General features: G+C 72.0%; 17 protein-coding genes and 1 tRNA gene. 4 read left to right on the top strand and 14 right to left on the bottom strand.

Features of this window, described 5'->3' with window-relative positions:
• Nucleotides 1–35 precede the first annotated feature (35 nt).
• Nucleotides 36–611, bottom strand: coding sequence for a hypothetical protein (locus K0V08_RS01010; RefSeq protein ID WP_079532391.1), 576 nt, complete (start codon nucleotides 609–611; stop codon nucleotides 36–38).
• Between the two features lie 96 nt (nucleotides 612–707).
• On the opposite strand from K0V08_RS01010, the gene K0V08_RS01005 reads away from it, so the two are divergent.
• Nucleotides 708–2,240 (top strand): amino acid permease, encoded by a 1,533-nt coding sequence (locus K0V08_RS01005; protein ID WP_012037753.1) that lies wholly within the window; start codon nucleotides 708–710, stop codon nucleotides 2,238–2,240.
• Nucleotides 2,241–2,250: 10 nt separating this feature from the next.
• On the opposite strand, the gene K0V08_RS01000 is transcribed toward K0V08_RS01005, so the two are convergent.
• The 5 genes from K0V08_RS01000 to K0V08_RS00980 form a co-directional block, all read right to left on the bottom strand.
• Nucleotides 2,251–2,631, bottom strand: coding sequence for a hypothetical protein (locus K0V08_RS01000; protein WP_079532388.1), 381 nt, complete (start codon nucleotides 2,629–2,631; stop codon nucleotides 2,251–2,253).
• Between the two features lie 107 nt (nucleotides 2,632–2,738).
• Nucleotides 2,739–3,566, bottom strand: a complete 828-nt coding sequence (locus K0V08_RS00995; RefSeq protein ID WP_079532386.1) for an HNH endonuclease family protein — start codon at nucleotides 3,564–3,566, stop codon at nucleotides 2,739–2,741.
• Between the two features lie 147 nt (nucleotides 3,567–3,713).
• The gene (locus K0V08_RS00990; protein ID WP_012037750.1) at nucleotides 3,714–3,944 is read right to left on the bottom strand and encodes a hypothetical protein; all 231 of its coding nucleotides are present in this window, start codon (nucleotides 3,942–3,944) and stop codon (nucleotides 3,714–3,716) included.
• A gap of 124 nt (nucleotides 3,945–4,068) precedes the next feature.
• The gene (locus K0V08_RS00985) at nucleotides 4,069–4,563 is read right to left on the bottom strand and encodes a CarD family transcriptional regulator (protein ID WP_012298114.1); all 495 of its coding nucleotides are present in this window, start codon (nucleotides 4,561–4,563) and stop codon (nucleotides 4,069–4,071) included.
• Between the two features lie 272 nt (nucleotides 4,564–4,835).
• Nucleotides 4,836–4,911, bottom strand: a tRNA-Lys gene (locus K0V08_RS00980).
• 153 nt (nucleotides 4,912–5,064) lie between these two features.
• Here K0V08_RS00980 and bcp point away from each other — a divergent pair.
• On the top strand, nucleotides 5,065–5,544 hold the full coding sequence (gene bcp, locus K0V08_RS00975; protein ID WP_079532384.1) for a thioredoxin-dependent thiol peroxidase: 480 nt from the start codon (nucleotides 5,065–5,067) through the stop codon (nucleotides 5,542–5,544).
• A 30-nt stretch (nucleotides 5,545–5,574) separates the two neighbouring features.
• Here the strand turns inward: bcp and K0V08_RS00970 are convergent, their stop codons facing one another.
• Nucleotides 5,575–6,006 (bottom strand): hypothetical protein, encoded by a 432-nt coding sequence (locus K0V08_RS00970; protein WP_079532379.1) that lies wholly within the window; start codon nucleotides 6,004–6,006, stop codon nucleotides 5,575–5,577.
• A gap of 245 nt (nucleotides 6,007–6,251) precedes the next feature.
• Here K0V08_RS00970 and K0V08_RS00965 point away from each other — a divergent pair, with 245 nt between their 5' ends.
• On the top strand, nucleotides 6,252–6,500 hold the full coding sequence (locus K0V08_RS00965; RefSeq protein WP_012037746.1) for a WhiB family transcriptional regulator: 249 nt from the start codon (nucleotides 6,252–6,254) through the stop codon (nucleotides 6,498–6,500).
• Nucleotides 6,501–6,593: 93 nt separating this feature from the next.
• On the opposite strand, the gene K0V08_RS00960 is transcribed toward K0V08_RS00965, so the two are convergent.
• The 4 genes from K0V08_RS00960 to K0V08_RS00945 form a co-directional block, all read right to left on the bottom strand.
• Nucleotides 6,594–8,099 (bottom strand): sensor histidine kinase, encoded by a 1,506-nt coding sequence (locus tag K0V08_RS00960; protein ID WP_012037745.1) that lies wholly within the window; start codon nucleotides 8,097–8,099, stop codon nucleotides 6,594–6,596.
• A 9-nt stretch (nucleotides 8,100–8,108) separates the two neighbouring features.
• The gene (locus K0V08_RS00955; protein WP_227325189.1) at nucleotides 8,109–9,716 is read right to left on the bottom strand and encodes a CpaE/TadZ family protein; all 1,608 of its coding nucleotides are present in this window, start codon (nucleotides 9,714–9,716) and stop codon (nucleotides 8,109–8,111) included.
• The gene (locus K0V08_RS00950; protein WP_012037743.1) at nucleotides 9,713–10,351 is read right to left on the bottom strand and encodes an SAF domain-containing protein; all 639 of its coding nucleotides are present in this window, start codon (nucleotides 10,349–10,351) and stop codon (nucleotides 9,713–9,715) included. Before K0V08_RS00950 ends, K0V08_RS00955 begins: the two co-directional genes overlap by 4 nt.
• A gap of 69 nt (nucleotides 10,352–10,420) precedes the next feature.
• On the bottom strand, nucleotides 10,421–11,026 hold the full coding sequence (locus tag K0V08_RS00945) for a hypothetical protein (protein WP_012037742.1): 606 nt from the start codon (nucleotides 11,024–11,026) through the stop codon (nucleotides 10,421–10,423).
• Nucleotides 11,027–11,408: 382 nt separating this feature from the next.
• Between K0V08_RS00945 and K0V08_RS00940 the strand changes: the two genes are divergently transcribed.
• Complete coding sequence (locus K0V08_RS00940; RefSeq protein ID WP_227325188.1) at nucleotides 11,409–11,819, top strand: Rv3235 family protein; 411 nt, start codon at nucleotides 11,409–11,411, stop codon at nucleotides 11,817–11,819.
• Between the two features lie 127 nt (nucleotides 11,820–11,946).
• Here the strand turns inward: K0V08_RS00940 and secA are convergent, their stop codons facing one another.
• The 3 genes from secA to K0V08_RS00925 form a co-directional block, all read right to left on the bottom strand.
• Nucleotides 11,947–14,772 (bottom strand): preprotein translocase subunit SecA, encoded by a 2,826-nt coding sequence (gene secA, locus K0V08_RS00935; protein WP_012037740.1) that lies wholly within the window; start codon nucleotides 14,770–14,772, stop codon nucleotides 11,947–11,949.
• Between the two features lie 200 nt (nucleotides 14,773–14,972).
• Nucleotides 14,973–15,662, bottom strand: coding sequence for a ribosome hibernation-promoting factor, HPF/YfiA family (gene hpf, locus K0V08_RS00930; protein ID WP_012037739.1), 690 nt, complete (start codon nucleotides 15,660–15,662; stop codon nucleotides 14,973–14,975).
• 154 nt (nucleotides 15,663–15,816) lie between these two features.
• The gene (locus K0V08_RS00925) at nucleotides 15,817–16,629 is read right to left on the bottom strand and encodes a ComF family protein (protein WP_227325187.1); all 813 of its coding nucleotides are present in this window, start codon (nucleotides 16,627–16,629) and stop codon (nucleotides 15,817–15,819) included.
• Nucleotides 16,630–16,656: the final 27 nt, after the last annotated feature.

The following is a 16,656-nucleotide window of genomic DNA, read 5'->3' as shown; positions in this document are numbered from 1 at the left end:
GAGCGCACGCGCGACAGGCGTCGACGGCGCACGACTCAGGGCGCGGGCGAGGGCGAGGGCGTCGCGGCCTGCGGCACGTAGCCCACGTCGTCGAGGCAGTAGTCGAGGAACGCGCTGGTCGCGCGGAGGTACTGACCGGTGTCGAGCGACGCCCCGTCCGTGTCGGTGCCCGAGCGCAGCGCCTCCAGCTCGTCCACGATCGTCGAGAAGGAGGCGACGAGCGGCTTCATGTTCTCCGGTGCCATGCCGGCGAGCGCGGCGTCGCCCTGCTTGACGCGGTCGAGGAGGGTCGGATCCACCGCCTTCCCGTCGCCGAGCGCCTGGACGAGCTTGGTGGAGTCGGGCAGCACCTGGGCGAGCGTCGAGCACGTGGCGAGCTCGTCCTCGGTCGGCGGGCCGGGGGCGCGCATCACGGTCGGCTCGGGGGGCGCGGTGCCGCCGGGCGCGGCCCCCGCTCCTGCGTCCGCGGACGCTCCGGCGTCGGGCGCCGTGGTCTGGGGGGCGGGCTGTCCGGGTCCTGTCGTGCACCCGGCGAGCGCGAGCGCCCCCGCCACCGCGATGACGGGCGCCCACCCTCGGATCCGCCGTGCGGGACTGTGCATTCGGGCCATGCGGGCCTCCTCGGCGCTTATCACAGGTGATCTGCCCCACGGAAGTCGATCGACGCGGGTGTCAGGGCGAATGCCCCGGAGCACTACCGTATTCGGATGACACGAAGCGAGAGCGACCGCAGCACCGTCACGCCCGATCCGGATTTCGTGGCGCAGGACTTCAGCCACGAGCAGGAGGGCTACCAGCACGGGTTGAAACCCCGCCAGCTCCAGATGATCGCCATCGGCGGCGCGATCGGCACCGGCCTCTTCCTCGGAGCCGGCGGCCGGCTGGCCTCGGCGGGCCCCGCCCTCGCGATCGTCTTCCTCATCTGCGGCGTCTTCGCCTTCTTCATCCTCCGTGCCCTCGGCGAGCTGGTCCTGCACCGCCCGAGCTCCGGGTCCTTCATCTCCTACGCCCGCGAGTTCTACGGCGAGAAGTTCGCCTACGCCGCCGGCTGGATGTACTTCCTCAACTGGGCGACCACCGCCATCGTCGACGTGACCGCCGTGGCGCTCTACATGCACTACTGGTCGGCGTTCACCGCGGCTCCGCAGTGGCTCCTCGCCCTCATCGCCCTCGCCATCGTCCTGGCGCTCAACCTCGTCGCCGTCAAGGTCTTCGGCGAGATGGAGTTCTGGTTCGCGCTGGTCAAGGTCGCCGCGCTCGTGGTCTTCCTCATCGTCGGCATCGTGTGGCTCGCCTGGAGCTTCCCCGTCACGGTCGGCGGCGCCGAGGTGCAGACCGGGTGGACCGTCCTCCAGCAGAACGGCGGCGTCTTCCCGCAGGGCCTCGTCCCCGTGGTGCTGGTCGTGCAGGGCGTCGTCTTCGCCTACGCCGCGATCGAGCTCGTCGGCACCGCGAGCGGCGAGACGCAGGACGTCGAGAAGGTCATCCCCCGCGCCATCAACTCCGTCGTCTTCCGCATCGCGATCTTCTACGTCGGCTCCATCGTGCTGCTCTCGCTCCTGCTCCCCTACACGGCGTACAGCGCCGACCAGAGCCCGTTCGTCACCTTCTTCTCCAGCCTCGGATCGCCCGAGGTGGGTGCCATCGCCGGTTCCGTCATGAACTTCGTCGTGCTCACGGCCGCGATGTCCAGCCTCAACGCGGGCCTCTACAGCACGGGCCGCGTGCTCCACTCGATGGGCATGAACGGGTCGGCGCCCAAGTTCACGACCGTCATGTCGAAGGGCGGCGTGCCCTTCGGCGGGATCCTCCTCACCGGCTCCATCACACTCCTCGGCGTCGGCCTCAACGCGGTCGTCCCCGACCAGGCCTTCGAGATCGTCCTCAACGTCGCGGCGCTCGGCATCGTGGCCGGATGGGCGACCATCATCCTGTGCCAGATGCGCCTGCGCACCTGGGCGAAGCAGGGCAAGGCGAAGGAGCCCACGTTCCGGCTCCCGGGCGCGCCCGTCACCTCGTGGCTCACGCTCGCGTTCCTCGTGAGCGTCCTCGTGCTGATGGCGATCGACTGGCCCATCGGCACCCTCACGGTCGCGTCGCTCGTGATCATCATCCCGCTGCTGGTCGTGGGCTGGTACCTGCAGCGGGACCGGATCCTCGAGATCGCGCGCGTGCGCGAGGGCATCACCGGCCCGTTCCCCGTGACCGGGCGCGACGCGGCCGACCAGCGGAAGCGCTGACCGGCGGCCCTCAGTCCGACCCGACGCCGCCGTCCCCCGCCTCGGGGGCGGCGGCGTCCTCGTCCGACCGGGTGGAGGGCTGCGCCGGATCCGGCCTCAGCCGCCGCCCGAACGCCAGCAGCTCGGCGTCGTGCTGCATGACCCACGCGACCGCGACGTTCAGGCTGTCCCTCCGCTGGACCCACACCCGCAACCCGTCGGCGCCCAGGCCGCAGGCGTAGACCTCGTAGGAGAACGGCGCCTCGAGGTCGTCCCGATGGCGCAGCACCCAGCCGAGAGCCGGCCCGCCGCCCACGCGGACGAGCCACGCGCCGCGCACGGGGTGGGCGTGCGGATGCGTCGGCACCGGGCTGATCGCGCCGGTGGCGTCGCCGCTCTGCTTGCTCCACATGCGGATCCTCTCGGGTTCGCCCGGCCCGGGCCCCGCGCCCGCGCCGACGCCCGGCCGCGTCGAGCCGAGCGTACGCGCGCGCACCGACGCCGACCGATCGGGGCTCCTCACGAGCAGGCCCCGAGGACGCGGTCGATGGCGTCCCGGTCCGCGTCGTCGATCGACATGCCGTACCTGCTCACGACGAAGGCGAAGCGGGTGACGTAGAGGCACCGGTAGGCCGCGTCGGGCGGCAGCCACGTCCCCGGCCCCTGGTCCGACTTGTCCTGGTTGGTGGGGCCGTCCACCGCCTGCAGCTCGTCGAAGTCGGTCGCGAGGCGCTCGCGTCGCTCGTCGGACCACGACCACGCCCCGTGCTGCCACGCCCAGGACAGCGGCACGAGGTGGTCGATCTGCACGGCAGCGCTCGTGCGCGGACCGCGCGCGAAGTCGATGCCGTGCCCCGTGTACACGTCGTCGAGGTGCCCCGCGACCACCGTGCAGCCCGGGTCGGACGGCGCGAAGGCGACGCGGGCGAGGTCCCGGACGAGCACGTCGTCACGCTGGTCGCAGCCGTTCCCGTCGGTGTCCGCCCAGGCCGGCCCGAAGGCGTCGCGGTCGTACCGCGGGTGCCGCCCGCGCCCGTCCGCCTGGACGGCGTCGGCCATCCTGCGCGCGGACTCCACGTCGATGCGGCCGTCCCGCACGAGCCCTGCGCCGGCGAGCGCGCGGACCACGGCGCCGTCAGGGACATCCGCGCTGAGATGCCCGACTCCCGAGTCGGGTCCGAAGGCCGCCTCGCGCGCTCCCACGACCACGGCGGCGAGCACGATGATGACAGCCGCGGTCGCGAGGAGCGCGCGAACCGCCTGTCGCCTGCCGCGCACGAGCCGCACGAGCACAGGCTGGCCGGAAGCTCGCCTTCTGCGTCCGCTCCGCCGTCCTCCATGACCCATCGCGCCCCCGTCCCGCGGTCATGGATACACCAGCGGGGCGGTTGCCCTCCCGCCGCCGAGCGGACGGTGGGCGATGGGCACGACGCCGGCGCGGGGAGGAGGAGGTGCCGTAGGCCCCGTACGCTGCCGACAGCGGACGGATCCGGCTCAGATCAGCGCGCGCGCCGCCTCGGCCAGGTGGAGGACGGTGCCCAGGGACGAGGGTCCCGGCGTGTTCTGCCCGGCGGTCGCCAGGCGCACGAGCGCGAACGCGATGACGGCGATGACGATGACGGCGGCGATCACGTAGATCCAGATGCGGAGCCCGCCGCGCGCGGGCTGGAGGGGGTTCTGCTCGAGGGGGCCGTCGTGGTCGGGTCGTTCCGGGTGATCGCGCATGGTCGCACCCTACGCCGGTCGGCACGCCGATCGACGGGTGCCCGGACGCGCCGACGGGCGGTCCCCCATCGTCGAGGGACCGCCCGTCGGCGGTGCTGCGCCTCGCGGAGCGCGGCAGGAGGGGTCAGGCGGAGATGCTCTGCGCCAGGACGCCGTCGAGGACGACGGACGCCTCCTCGTCGGTGGACTTCTGCGCGAGCGCGAGCTCCGAGACCAGGATCTGGCGGGCCTTCGCGAGCATGCGCTTCTCACCGGCCGAGACCCCGGAGTCCTGGTCGCGGCGCCACAGGTCGCGGACGACCTCGCTGACGCGACGCACGTCGCCCGAGCCCATCTTCTCGGTGTTGGCCTTGAACCGACGAGACCAGTTGCCCGCCTCCTCCTCGACGTCGCCGCGGAGCACGTCGAACACGGCCTCCACGCCGGAGCTGTCGATGACGTCGCGCAGACCGACGAGCTCGGCGTTGTCGACGGGCACGTCGATGACCAGCTCGCTCTGGTGGATCTGGAGGGTGATGTACTTCTTGTCGACCCCCTTGATGGTGCGGGTCTTGACCGCGGTGATCGTGGCTGCGCCGTGGTGGGGGTACACGACGGTCTCCCCTACTTCGAAAATCATGTAGTGCTGTCCTTCGATCCCTCGAGATGTATGCCGGAGATGTCGCGCACGCGCATGCACAGCCGCGTGGGCGCCGACGTCCCGCGCCTCGGCGCACGCCATGGGCGCGACCGTGGTGCGTGGCCGGTGCACCGAGATCACCGGCCGCCGCGGTGCTCCGCTAGGGGCGTCCGCGGTGATGGTCCGACCGGTATTCTCTCACGGTTCTCCCGCGTCCACGGACGCGCATGATGCATCTGCCGCGGTGTCGAGCTGCGCCGACTCGGAGCGTGTGGTGCACCCCCTCGGACTTGAACCGAGAACCCACTGATTAAGAGTCAGTTGCTCTGCCAATTGAGCTAGAGGTGCAGGTGAGGACCCTGTCGTGCGGGGTACCGGACCGAGAGATGACACTAGCACCACGTGCGCGGCGGACGCGAATCGGCACCGTGGAGCGCCTGGTCGAGCACCGGGCGCGCGGCCCTACCATTGACGAGGACACCCGCGAACGAGAGGCCCCCCATGACCGAGACCACCCGCCTCGAGAAGGGGCAGCCTGCCCCCGACTTCACCCTCCCCGACCAGGACGGCACGCCCGTCACCCTCTCGGACCTCCGCGGCCAGGACGTCATCGTGTACTTCTATCCCGCGGCAGGGACCCCCGGGTGCACCACGCAGGCGTGCGACTTCCGCGACAGCATGGACTCCCTCCAGGGCGCCGGCTACCGCGTGCTCGGCATCTCCAAGGACCCCCAGGAGGACCTCGCCCGATTCCGCGAGGAGCAGGGCCTCGGCTTCACGCTCCTGTCCGACCCCGACCTCGAGGTCCACCGCGCCTACGCCGCGTACGGGGAGAAGTCGCTCTACGGCAAGAAGGTCACCGGCGTGATCCGCTCCACCGTCGTCGTGGACGGCGAGGGACGCGTCGCCCTCCCGCTCTACAACGTCAAGGCGACCGGGCACGTCGCGTCGCTGCGGAAGAAGCTCGGCGTCGACGCCTGACGCACGGGCGCCGGGGCGGTACGGGTCGGCTCAGTCGCGACGGCGCGTGGCGAGGAGCACCGACCTCGTGAACAGCAGCACGAGCACGAGCACGGACGGCACGATGAGGCCCCACCCGAGATCCTGACGCGCGTCGGCACCCTGCAGGCTGCCCGCGCCGACGGCGATCTGCAGCACCTGCCACGTGACAGCCGCCGGCCGCACCCAGCTCCGACCCCGGAGGATCCCGCGCACGACGGACGCCAGGAACACGGCGGCGAGCGCGGCGAGGGCGATGAGCGCGACGGCGCTGGCCACGGACGACGGCGTCGAGGTGAGCAGGTCGACGACGAGGAGGGCCGTGACCCCCGCCATGCCCAGGGCCTCGAGCGCGATGAGCGCCGTGAGGAGGACCACGGCGGGAGATCGACGGGGCGCATCCGCGGCCTCGCGCGGATCCAGGGCATCACCGGTTCCGGTCACAGCACGTTCCCATACAAAGCTATTGATTGATCGTTGGCTCTATGCGACGATATTCGAGGTCGAGTTCGTTCACAGGGTGGTGAGCAGATCCGGAACCGAGCTTACAAGGGGCGCATCCCCGAAGCTGAGCATCTCACGAGGAGGGGCCACGTGCCCCGTCCCGATGCGGTTCCCGGACGCCTCGCCCCACCCCCATCCCGCGGCAGATCTGCCGTGCAACGAGTACCGACCCGAGGAGCATCCCTATGGACTGGCGTGACAAGGCAGCCTGCCTGACTGTGGACCCCGAGCTGTTCTTCCCCGTGGGGAACACCGGACCCGCCGTCGACCAGATCGACAAGGCCAAGGCCGTGTGCGGCCGCTGCTCCGTCACCGAGATGTGCCTGCAGTACGCCCTCGAGACCGGGCAGGACTCGGGCGTCTGGGGCGGGCTCAGCGAGGACGAGCGCCGTGCCCTCAAGCGCCGCGCCGCACGCGCCCGCCGCGCCAGCTGACGCACGCACGACGCACCACCGACGAGAGCCGGGCCGCCCACGGGCAGCCCGGCTCTCGTCGTCCCGGGTCGGCCGACCGGCCGGGGTTCCGCGTCAGGACGCCGTGACAGGCGAGAGCCAGCGCAACGGCACCTCGATGGTCACCTCGGTGCCGCTGCCCATGAGCGTGTGCCAGTCGATCGTGCCGCCGAGCTCGCCCTGGATGAGCGTCCGCACGATCTGCGTCCCGAGCCCCGTCCCGACCTTGCCCTCGGGCAGCCCCACGCCGTCATCGCGGACGCTGACCGTGAGCGTCTCCTCGGTGCGCGCCGCCTCGATGGCCACCTCACCCGAGCGCCCGGCCAGGCCGTGCTCGACCGCGTTGGTCACGAGCTCGGTGAGCGCGAGGGCGAGCGGCGTCGCGTAGGCGCTCGGCAGCACGCCGAAGCTGCCCACGATCTTCGGATGCACCCGCGTGTTGTGCGCGGAGGCGACCTCGGCGATGAGCAGCAGGACGCGGTCGAACACCGCGTCGAAGTCGACGTTCTGGTTGAGCCCCTCGCTGAGCGTGTCGTGCACCACGGCGATGGCGCCCACCCGGCGCTGCGCGTGGCCGAGCGCCTCGCGCGCCTCCTCCGTGTGCGACCGGCGGGCCTGGATCCGCAGCAGGCTCGCGACCGTCTGCAGGTTGTTCTTGACCCGGTGGTGGATCTCGCGGATCGTCGCGTCCTTGGTGATCAGCTCGCGCTCCTGGTGGCGCAGCTCCGTCACGTCGCGGCAGAGGACGACGGCGCCGACCCGCTCGCCGTGGCTGCGGATCGGGATCGCACGGAGCGACACGGTGACGCCGCGCGACTCGATGTCCGTCCGCCATGGAGCCCGGCCGGCCACGATGAGCGGCAGCGACTCGTCGACGGTCAGCCGCTTGCCGGTGAGGAGGCTGGACGTCGCGTCCGCGAGGGACTCCCCCTCCAGCTCCTCGGAGAAGCCCATGCGGTTGAACGCGCTCAGGGCGTTGGGGCTCGCGAAGGTCGTGATGCCGTCCACGTCGAGGCGCAGAAGGCCGTCGGACGCGCGAGGCGCTCCGCGTCGGGGACCGGTCGGCGAGCCGAGGTCGGGGAAGTCGCCGTCGGCGATCATCGCGAAGAGGTCGTTGGCGCACTCGTTGAACGTCAGCTCCTGGCGGCTCGGAGTCCGCGTCTCGCTGAGGTTGGTGTGGCGCGTGATCACGGCGATGGGGGTGTCCGTGACCTCGGGGCTGCCCTGTGCCAGGCGACGCAGCACCGGCACCGCCCGCACGCGGGTCGGCGTCTCCTCGTACCAGTCCGGCGCGGACGAGTCGATGATGCGGGCGGTCTCGTGCGCGTCGGTGACCTGCTTGCGCCACTCCGCCTTGATGGGCTGGCCGACGAAGTCGCGGTAGAACAGCGTGGCCGAGCTCGACGGCCGGGCGTGCGCGACAGCGACGAAGCTGCCGCTCACGGTCGGTACCCACAGCACGATGTCCGCGAACGCCAGGTCGGCGAGGAGCTGCCAGTCGCCGACGAGGAGGTGCAACCACTCGACGTCCGCGTCGGAGGACAGACCCTGGGCATGCACGAGATCGCTGAGCGTGGACACGGCTACAGCCTATGCGGGCCGGGCGCGCTCCTCCCCCGGACGATCGACGCCTCGACGCCTCGAGCCGGCCTCTCGACGCACCCGCCGCGGCGCGTCCTCGGGAGGCAGGAGCGTCGTGCGGGTGAACCGCGACCACTCGACGAGCGCCGGCGACCGCGGCGCGATGTCGCGGAGCGTGGCGCCGGCGAGCACCGCGGCGTCGAGCGACTCCCGATCCTCGGGGACGTACGCCGCGGCCTCCACGCTCCCGAACCGGAAGAGGGTGCGCCGCACCTGGCCCGCTGCATCCCAGCCACCGGCGCTCGGACGGACGCGGTTGACGAGCACCGAGACCCGCGACGGGTCGACGATCTCGAGGAGCTGCACGTACGCGCGGAAGAAGCGCGAGAGGCCGACCGTGTCCGCGGAGACGACGGCGACGACGTGGTCCGCGCCGCGCAGCACGGCATGCGTCGCGGCGTTGCGGCGGGGAGCGAACATGTCGCTCGAGATCTCCTCGTCGTCCTCCAGGTTGAACGAGGCGTCGACCACCGTGTAGTCGCGCCAGCCACGGCACGCCTGCAGCACGGCGGAGACCCGCCCCTCCGCGAGCTCCGGCCACCTGTCCGGGCGCGAGATGCCCGTGAGGACGGAGAACCCCGGCGCCCGGGTGGACGGGTGGTGCTGCGCGATCCGCTCCAGCTCCTCCACGCTGAGGCTGTCCGCCGCCGCGAGGCGGCAGGCGGCGGCGAAGCCCGGCGCCTCGTCCAGGAGTCCGAGGGTGGCAGCGACCGTGCCGCCGTGGACGTCGGCGTCGACCAGCACGGCCGATCGACCCGCCGCCGCGACCTCGCCCGCGATGGCCAGCGCGGTCGTGGTCCGCCCCGGCGCTCCCTGCGGACCCCAGACCGCGATCACCCGGCCGACCGGTGCCCGCACACCCGCGGCCTGGTCGTCCGCATCCTCCTTGCGGAGCACGGGAGCCGGCACGCGCGGGCGGCGGACGAGCCCGAGACGGCCTCGCAGCGATCGCCCTCGACGGTCCCGCTCGGCGTGCGTGCGCGAGCTCCACCCGGAGCGCGAGGAGCCGTCGGCTCCGAGCCGGCCGCCGAGCCGATCAGGGCTGCCATCGGGACCGCGTGCCGACCGTCGACTGCCCGCGTCCGCCAGCCTCGCCCGATCGGACGAATCGCCCGAGCCGACGCGCTCGGGAGGGTCGATCTCCAGGTGCGCGGCGACGGCGTCCGCGCGTCGGACGCCGGACGCCATCCCGCCGGACGCCCCGAGCGGGCGCACCGAGAGCAGCAGCTCCTCGATCTCGCGCCAGGTGGCTCCTTCGTCCACGACCTCGTGGTGTCCGAGCGACTGCGCATTGCGACGGTCGGCCTCGCTCGACGCCACCGCGACCGCTCGCGCGCCCCGTTCGTCGAGCGCCGTGAGCACGTCGCGGTCGAGCGTATTCGTGGATGCGGCGATGACCAGGTGCAGGGGGTCGGCCGTCGTCGCCCGGACGGCTGCGATCACGTCCGCCGCGCCCGCGACGCGAGCGAGGACCGTGTGACCGGACTCGACGACGTCGCGCAGGAGCGCGTCCTCCACGCGAGGCGGGAGGGCGAGGATGAGGGAGGCCACGCTCACGCCCCCGCATCGCCGACGGGCACGAGCGTCATCTGGTCGCGTGCATCGGTGGAGGAGAGGACCGCTGCCACGTCCTCCCGCGGCACCGTCAGCTGCACCTGGGTGTGGTCCTGGTCCGCCACGAAGCCCTCGGGTCGGATGACCTGGGCCACGGTCGCCCCCGAGACGATGACGCGCGGCGCGTCGTAGGCGTTCGTGCCCGAGCCCTTCGCGGCGGCCGCCCAGATGTCGACCACGGTGCCCGGTGCGACGAGGTGGTCGGCGCCCGCGGACGTGGGGATGACGACCGATGCGGTGGTGCGCGCGTCCGCGGAGGAGAGCGACGACCGTGGGATCAGCTCGCCCGCGCCCACGAAGCGGGTGACGACGAGCCCGTCGGCGGAGTCCGGGGAGACGTAGAGGTCGGCGGCGCCGTCGATTCGGACGCGCACCGGCACCAGGTCCGAGGCATGGACGGTGGTCCCCGCGTCGAGGGCGGAGCCCGCGGCCATGACGACCACCGAGGAGTCCGCGGAGCGCAGGAGCGCCACCACTCCGCCGGTCGACACGAGGACCATCACCAGCCCGACGATGAAGCGGGGATCCGACCAGACGGGACGGCGCGCCGGACGCGCGGGACGAGGGGTGGGAGGCATGCCGGTCAATGTCGGGGACGACGCGCGGACGCGTCGCGCGTTGTCCACATGCTGCCGCGACGCGGACGATCAGACGCGGACGAGGACGATCCCCGCGAGAGGCACCAGCCGGTACCCGGAGACGGCCGACTCCCGGCGCGCGGTGCCCGCCTCATGGACCGCGACGTCGACGTGGTCGCGGGCGACGCGGTCCAGCGTGCCGCCGACCACGGCGTCACGGAGCCGCAGCTCGACACGCGCACGACGCCGACAGAGGTCGCGGAGGACGAACGACAGCCCGATCCGGTCGACGATGCCGCGCTCGGGTGGGAGCTCCGACACGGGCGCGAGGCTCGATCGGACCTGCTCGCGGTCCAGGGCGAGCGCGTGGATGGAGGCGAGCGGGAGGATGCAGGCCCGCTCCTCGCGCGACGGGGCATCGCCCGGGATGGTCAGCTCCCCCGACATCCAGTCGCGTCCGAGCACCTTGGCCCGGAGGTCGATCCACGTGCCGTCCGACAGCGACAGGCGCAGCGGCCGCGCCTGATCGGCCGAGGTGAGAGCCCTCAGGCGGTCGCGCATGACGGTGCGCGCGACGCGGGTGCGCTCCTCCTCGGCGCGCTGATCCCGCTCCTCGGCGAGCCGCGCCGTCTCCCACTGGCCCTCGAGATCGTCGAAGAGGTTCTCCCACCTCATCGGTCGCCGGACCCCCGCAGGCGGAGGGAGCGGGGTGACGGGGAGGACTCGTACATCCGGGTCACCTTGGGTCCCTTCCTTGAGATCCGCTCTCAGTTCTCCACATCTTGTGCGCTGAACGTGCGCCGAGCCTCTCGCACTGTCACAGTTGACCAGTCATCGTGGTCCCCCGATCGGGGGGGGAGCACCGGGATGGGAGTGACGCATGAGTGAAGCAGTGCCACGGGAGGATCTCCCTGACCGCCGGAGCACCGTCGCCGGGAACGCCAAGGGCACCCCGACCCGTCGGTCCGGTGCTCGGAAGCCCTCATCAGCGCCCGCGCAGGCGTCGAGCGCAGTCGCCGGGTCGACGCCCGCGACTTCGACCGCGACCACCGCCACCGTGCGGGGTACGGTCCGCAAGCGCTTCGACGTCGACGACTTCTTCGGGCGCCAGCCCTGCAGCAGCCAGGACCTCCCCCCGTCGGGTCCGTTGCTCGAGAACCTCACGCGGTGCGTGATCGAGATCCTCGCCGGAGCCCGGGAGCTGGACCAGATCGCCCGATGGGTCAGCGATGACGTCTACCGCCACCTCCTCAAGCGCGTGGTCCTCAGCGCTCGCGCCCGCCGCGCGAAGGGCCAGTCGGTGACCCGGCCGGTGTTCACCATCGGCACGGTCACGTCGTTCTCCCCCCGAGACGGCGTCATCGAAGCGGTCATCGTGGTCCACGGTCGGGCACGAGCCCGCGCCGTCGCGATCCGGCTCGAGGGCCTCGACCGCCGCTGGCGGGCGACGGCCATCAACGTCCTCTAGCGACCTCGTCGTCCTCCGGCGACCCACGCACGACGAAGGGCGCGCCTCCCGCGGGAGGCGCGCCCTTCGTCGTGCGTGGGTCCGACATCGCCCCGGGCCAACAGGAGACCTGTCGGCCCGGTACGACCTACTTGCGCCGGTCGGCCTTGCGGCGCTCCTCGCGGTTCTGCGGGGCGGATGACGAGGCGCCGGTCGGCTGGCCGAAGGCGCCGCGGGCGGGCGGGCCCTGCGGGGTCTCCGGCTCGTCCTCGCCGACCAGGACGGCGTCCTCCGCCTGCTGGTCCTTCTGGGCCTTCGCGGTGGCCGCCTTCTCGATCTGGCCGCGCTGGTTGCGGACCTCGACGCCGCCGTCGTCCGTGGGAGCGGTGTACCGGAGCTTGTCCGCCGTCGCCTGGTTCGCGGCGAGTCCCTTGGCCTGGATGCGCGGGCCCACGGACTCGGCGTCCGCCGGGGCCTGCACCTCGACCTCGAGGTTGAACAGGAACCCGACGGTCTCCTCGCGGATGGCGCCCATCATCTGCTGGAAGAGCGCGAAGCCCTCGCGCTGGTACTCGACAAGCGGGTCGCGCTGGGCCATGGCGCGGAGGCCGATGCCGTCCTTGAGGTAGTCCATCTCGTAGAGGTGCTCGCGCCAGCGACGGTCGATGACCGAGAGCACCACGCGGCGCTCGAGCTCGCGCATGGCGGCCCCGCCGAGCTGCTCCTCGCGCTTCGAGTACGCGAGCTTGGCGTCGGAGAGGATCTCGCGGCGGACGAAGTCGCGGTTGACGCGGCCCTTGCTCCCGGCCTCCGTGATGACCTCGTCGATGGTGATGGAGATCGGGTACAGCGTCTTGAGCTCGGTCCAGAGCGCGTCGAAGTCCCAGTCGTCGCCGTTGCCCTCGCCGATGTGGGAGTCGAGCACGTCGTCGATGACGGCCTCGAGGAAGCGCTGCGAGCGCTCCTGGAGGTCATCGCCCTCGAGGATGTGGCGGCGGTCGCCGTAGATGGCCTCGCGCTGGCGATTGAGGACATCGTCGTACTTCAGGACGTTCTTGCGGATCTCGGCGTTGCGCGCCTCGACCTGGCCCTGGGCGCTCCGGATGGCGCGGCTCACGACCTTGGACTCGATGGCCACGTCGTCCGGGACGCTGTCGCGGCCCATGAGGCTGGCTGCGGCGCCGTTGTTGAACAGGCGCATGAGGTCGTCGGTGAGCGACAGGTAGAAGCGGCTCTCGCCGGGGTCGCCCTGGCGGCCGGAGCGCCCGCGGAGCTGGTTGTCGATGCGGCGCGACTCGTGGCGCTCGGTGCCGAGGACGTAGAGGCCGCCGGCCTCGATGACCTTCGCGGCCTCCTCGTCGACCTCGGCCTTGACGTCCGCGAACACGTCGTCCCACTCGGTCTCGTACTGCTCGGGGGTCTCGACGGGGCTCAGCCCGCGCGCGTTCATGGCGGCGACGGCGAGGAACTCCGCGTTGCCGCCGAGCATGATGTCGGTGCCGCGGCCGGCCATGTTGGTGGCCACGGTGACGGATCCGAGGCGCCCGGCCTGGGCGACGATGGCGGCCTCACGCGCGTGGTTCTTCGCGTTCAGGACCTCGTGGCGGACGCCCTTCTTGGCGAGGAGCTTGGAGAGGTACTCGCTCTTCTCGACGCTCGTGGTGCCGACGAGGACGGGCTGGCCGGCCGCGTGGCGCTCGGCGATGTCCTCGACGACCTGCTCGAACTTCGCCTTCTCGTTCTTGTAGATGAGGTCGGACTGGTCCTTGCGCTGCATGGGCCGGTTCGTGGGGATCGGGACGACGCCGAGCTTGTAGGTGCTCATGAACTCGGCGGCCTCGGTCTCGGCCGTGCCGGTCATGCCGGAGAGCTTCTTGTAGAGGCGGAAGTAGTTCTGCAGCGTGACGGTGGCGAGGGTCTGGTTCTCGGCCTTGACCGCGACGCCCTCCTTCGCCTCGATGGCCTGGTGGATGCCCTCGTTGTAGCGGCGGCCCATGAGGATGCGGCCCGTGTGCTCGTCGACGATGAGCACCTCGCCGTTCATGACGACGTAGTCCTTGTCCTTCTTGAACAGGGCCTTGGCCTTGATCGAGTTGTTGAGGAACGAGATGAGCGGGGTGTTCGCGGACTCGTAGAGGTTGTCGATGCCGAGGTGGTCCTCGACCTTCTCGATGCCCGCCTCGAGGACGCCGACCGTGCGCTTCTTCTCGTCGACCTCGTAGTCGACCTCGGGGACGAGGCGCTTGGCCACGGTCGCGAACTCCGTGAACCAGCGGTTCGCGTCGCCCGCGGACGGGCCCGAGATGATGAGCGGCGTGCGGGCCTCGTCGATGAGGATGGAGTCGACCTCGTCCACCACGGCGAAGAAGTGGCCGCGCTGGACCATGTCGGACGCCTGCCACGCCATGTTGTCGCGCAGGTAGTCGAAGCCGAACTCGTTGTTCGTGCCGTACGTGATGTCGGCGGCGTACTGCTCGCGGCGCTGCTGCGGGGTCTGGCCCGCGAGGATCACGCCCGTGGTCATGCCGAGGGCGCGGAACACGCGGCCCATGAGCTCGCTCTGGTAGCTGGCGAGGTAGTCGTTGACCGTGATGACGTGCACGCCGCGCGATGCGATGGCGTTGAGGTAGGCCGGCAGGGTGGCGACCAGGGTCTTGCCCTCGCCCGTCTTCATCTCGGCGATGTTGCCGAGGTGGAGGGCCGCGCCGCCCATGATCTGGACGTCGAAGTGGCGGAGGCCGAGCGTACGGCGGGACGCCTCGCGGACCGCGGCGAAGGCCTCGGGGAGGAGGTCGTCGAGGGACTCGCCGTTGGCGTGGCGCTCGCGCAGCTCGACGGTCTCGTTCTTCAGCTCCTCGTCGGTGAGGTGCGTGAAGTCCTCCTCGAGCTGGTTCACCGCCTTCGCGTAGTTCTGCAGCTTGCGGAGCGTGCGCCCCTCGCCGACGCGAAGGACCTTCTCGAGTACTGAGGCCATCGGTGTCTCCCTGCGTAGATGGGCGGGCGCCGGATGACGACGACCGCCGTGACGGCGCGCGGATGTCGCCGCCGACGAGCTTCGCCATAGTACCGGCTCGTCCGCTGCCGTTCCCGGGAGCGCCCTGACCTGTGCCGCCTGCGGCACGCACGAGGCCCCGCGCGCCGGAGCGCGCGGGGCCTCGTGCGTGGGCGTGCGGATCAGCGGCGGAGCGACCGGGATCCCGCGCCCGCGCCCGCGAGCTCCTGCTCGCCGTCGGCCAGGCCGATGACGCCGTAGTCCCAGCCCTTGCGACGGTAGACGACGCTCGGGCGGTCGGTCTCCGCGTCGATGAAGAGGAAGAAGTCGTGGCCGACGAGCTCCATGTGCTCGAGGGCCTGGTCGACCGTCATGGACTGCGAGGGGAAGACCTTGGTGCGGATGACCACGGGGCAGTAGTCGTCCTCGTCGACGGGCTGGTCGACGGGCGCCACGCTCTTCCCGTTGACCCGCTCGATGAGCTCGGCGTCGGCGGGGTCGAGGTCGATCTGCGCGAAGCCGTCGGTCGCGGCCTCCTGCAGGGAGACGGGTCGGTGGTTGCCGCGATGGATCTTCTTCTTGTCCTTGGCGCGGCGCAGCCGTTCGAGCATGCGCCCGAGGGCGAGGTCGAAGGCCGCGAACTTGTCGGCGGCGCTGCTCTCGGCGCGGATGACGGGGCCGGGCCCCACGAGCGTGATCTCCACGCGGTCGTCGCCTGCGGACCCGCCGGACTTCTCGCTGTGCCGCGAGACCTTGATGTCGAGAGAGATGGACTTCTCGGCGAGCTGGACGATCTTGTCGGCCTTCTCGGTGGCGTACACGCGGAATCGATCGGTGATCTCCGCGTTGCGGCCGGTGATGTTGATGTCCATGACGTACCTCCAGATCATGACGCGTCGCCCGCTGGAAGAGGGCGATCACTTTCACGCCTTTCGGGCGAGCCTAGACCTCGGGCTCCTCGCAGCGCGAGGCATCCGGCGGGTGGACCGCGGGCGCATCGGACATGCACAGGGAGCGACGGGTCGGTCAACGGGCGAGGGCGGGCTGCACCCCGCCGCGCGAGCGGGCGGGGACGGCCGTGAGGACCGCGCACGCGACGACCTCCCCGCCCGCCGCCCGGATGGCGCGGCAGGTCTCGCGGAGGGTGGCGCCGGTGGTGAGGACGTCGTCGACGACGAGGATCCGGCGGCCGGCGAGGTCGATCCGCGCCGCGAGGCAGCCGTCGACGTTGGCCGCGCGGGCGGCGACCCCGAGGCCCGCCTGGTCGGCGGGGCGTCGGGTGAAGCGGAGCGGGTGGCACCGCAGCCCGGGGACGCCGTGCGCACGCAGCGGGCGCATGCCGGCGCGGGCGAGCAGGACCTCGACGGGCGCGTAGCCGCGCCGGCGCAGGGAGGCGGCCGGCGTGGGGACGGGGATCACGTCGAGGGGACGCGCGGCGGTGGTGCCGGCGGCTCCGTGCTCCGCGGCGACGACGGCCGCGCGGACGGCCCGGATGAGGGTGGGCGCCAGCGCCCGCGCGGCGTCGGTGCGGCCCTCCTCCTTGAGGGCGGACAGGAGCCGCGGCCAGGGCGGCGCGTACGCGCTCCCGCAGCCCACCGGCACGACGCGGGCGGGCACGCGACCGCAGGGGGCGGGGACGGCGGGCAGCGCGAGCCGGCGCACGAGGGGCGGGCAGGGGATCGCGGCCCGACAGGCCGGGCACACGGCGCGATCGGGGGCGCCGCACCCCGCGCAGGTCACCGGGGCGACGACCGCGAGGGCGTCGAGCAGGGCGGCGCGGACCGCGGGCGGGACGCGGGAGGGCAGGGCGAGGGCGGGATGGGCGGGCACGGGGATCACGCGCGGAGGGTCGCACGCGGCGGGTGC

It is taken from the genome of Clavibacter michiganensis, from assembly GCF_021216655.1.
Classification (GTDB): Bacteria; Actinomycetota; Actinomycetes; order Actinomycetales; family Microbacteriaceae; genus Clavibacter; species Clavibacter michiganensis.
Note: the sequence above shows the minus strand (reverse complement) of the source record. Positions and strands in the feature narration are given on the sequence as shown.

What these genes read in the sequence shown, in the direction of transcription:
- K0V08_RS00985 (WP_012298114.1), bottom strand. Translation starts at nt 4,563, where the DNA reads ATGATTTTCGAAGTAGGGGAGACCGTCGTGTACCCCCACCACGGCGCA.
- K0V08_RS01000 (WP_079532388.1), bottom strand. Translation starts at nt 2,631, where the DNA reads ATGTGGAGCAAGCAGAGCGGCGACGCCACCGGCGCGATCAGCCCGGTG.
- K0V08_RS00990 (WP_012037750.1), bottom strand. Translation starts at nt 3,944, where the DNA reads ATGCGCGATCACCCGGAACGACCCGACCACGACGGCCCCCTCGAGCAG.
- K0V08_RS01010 (WP_079532391.1), bottom strand. Translation starts at nt 611, where the DNA reads ATGGCCCGAATGCACAGTCCCGCACGGCGGATCCGAGGGTGGGCGCCC.
- hpf (WP_012037739.1), bottom strand. Translation starts at nt 15,662, where the DNA reads ATGGACATCAACATCACCGGCCGCAACGCGGAGATCACCGATCGATTC.
- secA (WP_012037740.1), bottom strand. Translation starts at nt 14,772, where the DNA reads ATGGCCTCAGTACTCGAGAAGGTCCTTCGCGTCGGCGAGGGGCGCACG.
- bcp (WP_079532384.1), top strand. Translation starts at nt 5,065, where the DNA reads ATGACCGAGACCACCCGCCTCGAGAAGGGGCAGCCTGCCCCCGACTTC.
- K0V08_RS00965 (WP_012037746.1), top strand. Translation starts at nt 6,252, where the DNA reads ATGGACTGGCGTGACAAGGCAGCCTGCCTGACTGTGGACCCCGAGCTG.
- K0V08_RS00945 (WP_012037742.1), bottom strand. Translation starts at nt 11,026, where the DNA reads ATGAGGTGGGAGAACCTCTTCGACGATCTCGAGGGCCAGTGGGAGACG.
- K0V08_RS00995 (WP_079532386.1), bottom strand. Translation starts at nt 3,566, where the DNA reads ATGGGTCATGGAGGACGGCGGAGCGGACGCAGAAGGCGAGCTTCCGGC.
- K0V08_RS01005 (WP_012037753.1), top strand. Translation starts at nt 708, where the DNA reads ATGACACGAAGCGAGAGCGACCGCAGCACCGTCACGCCCGATCCGGAT.
- K0V08_RS00950 (WP_012037743.1), bottom strand. Translation starts at nt 10,351, where the DNA reads ATGCCTCCCACCCCTCGTCCCGCGCGTCCGGCGCGCCGTCCCGTCTGG.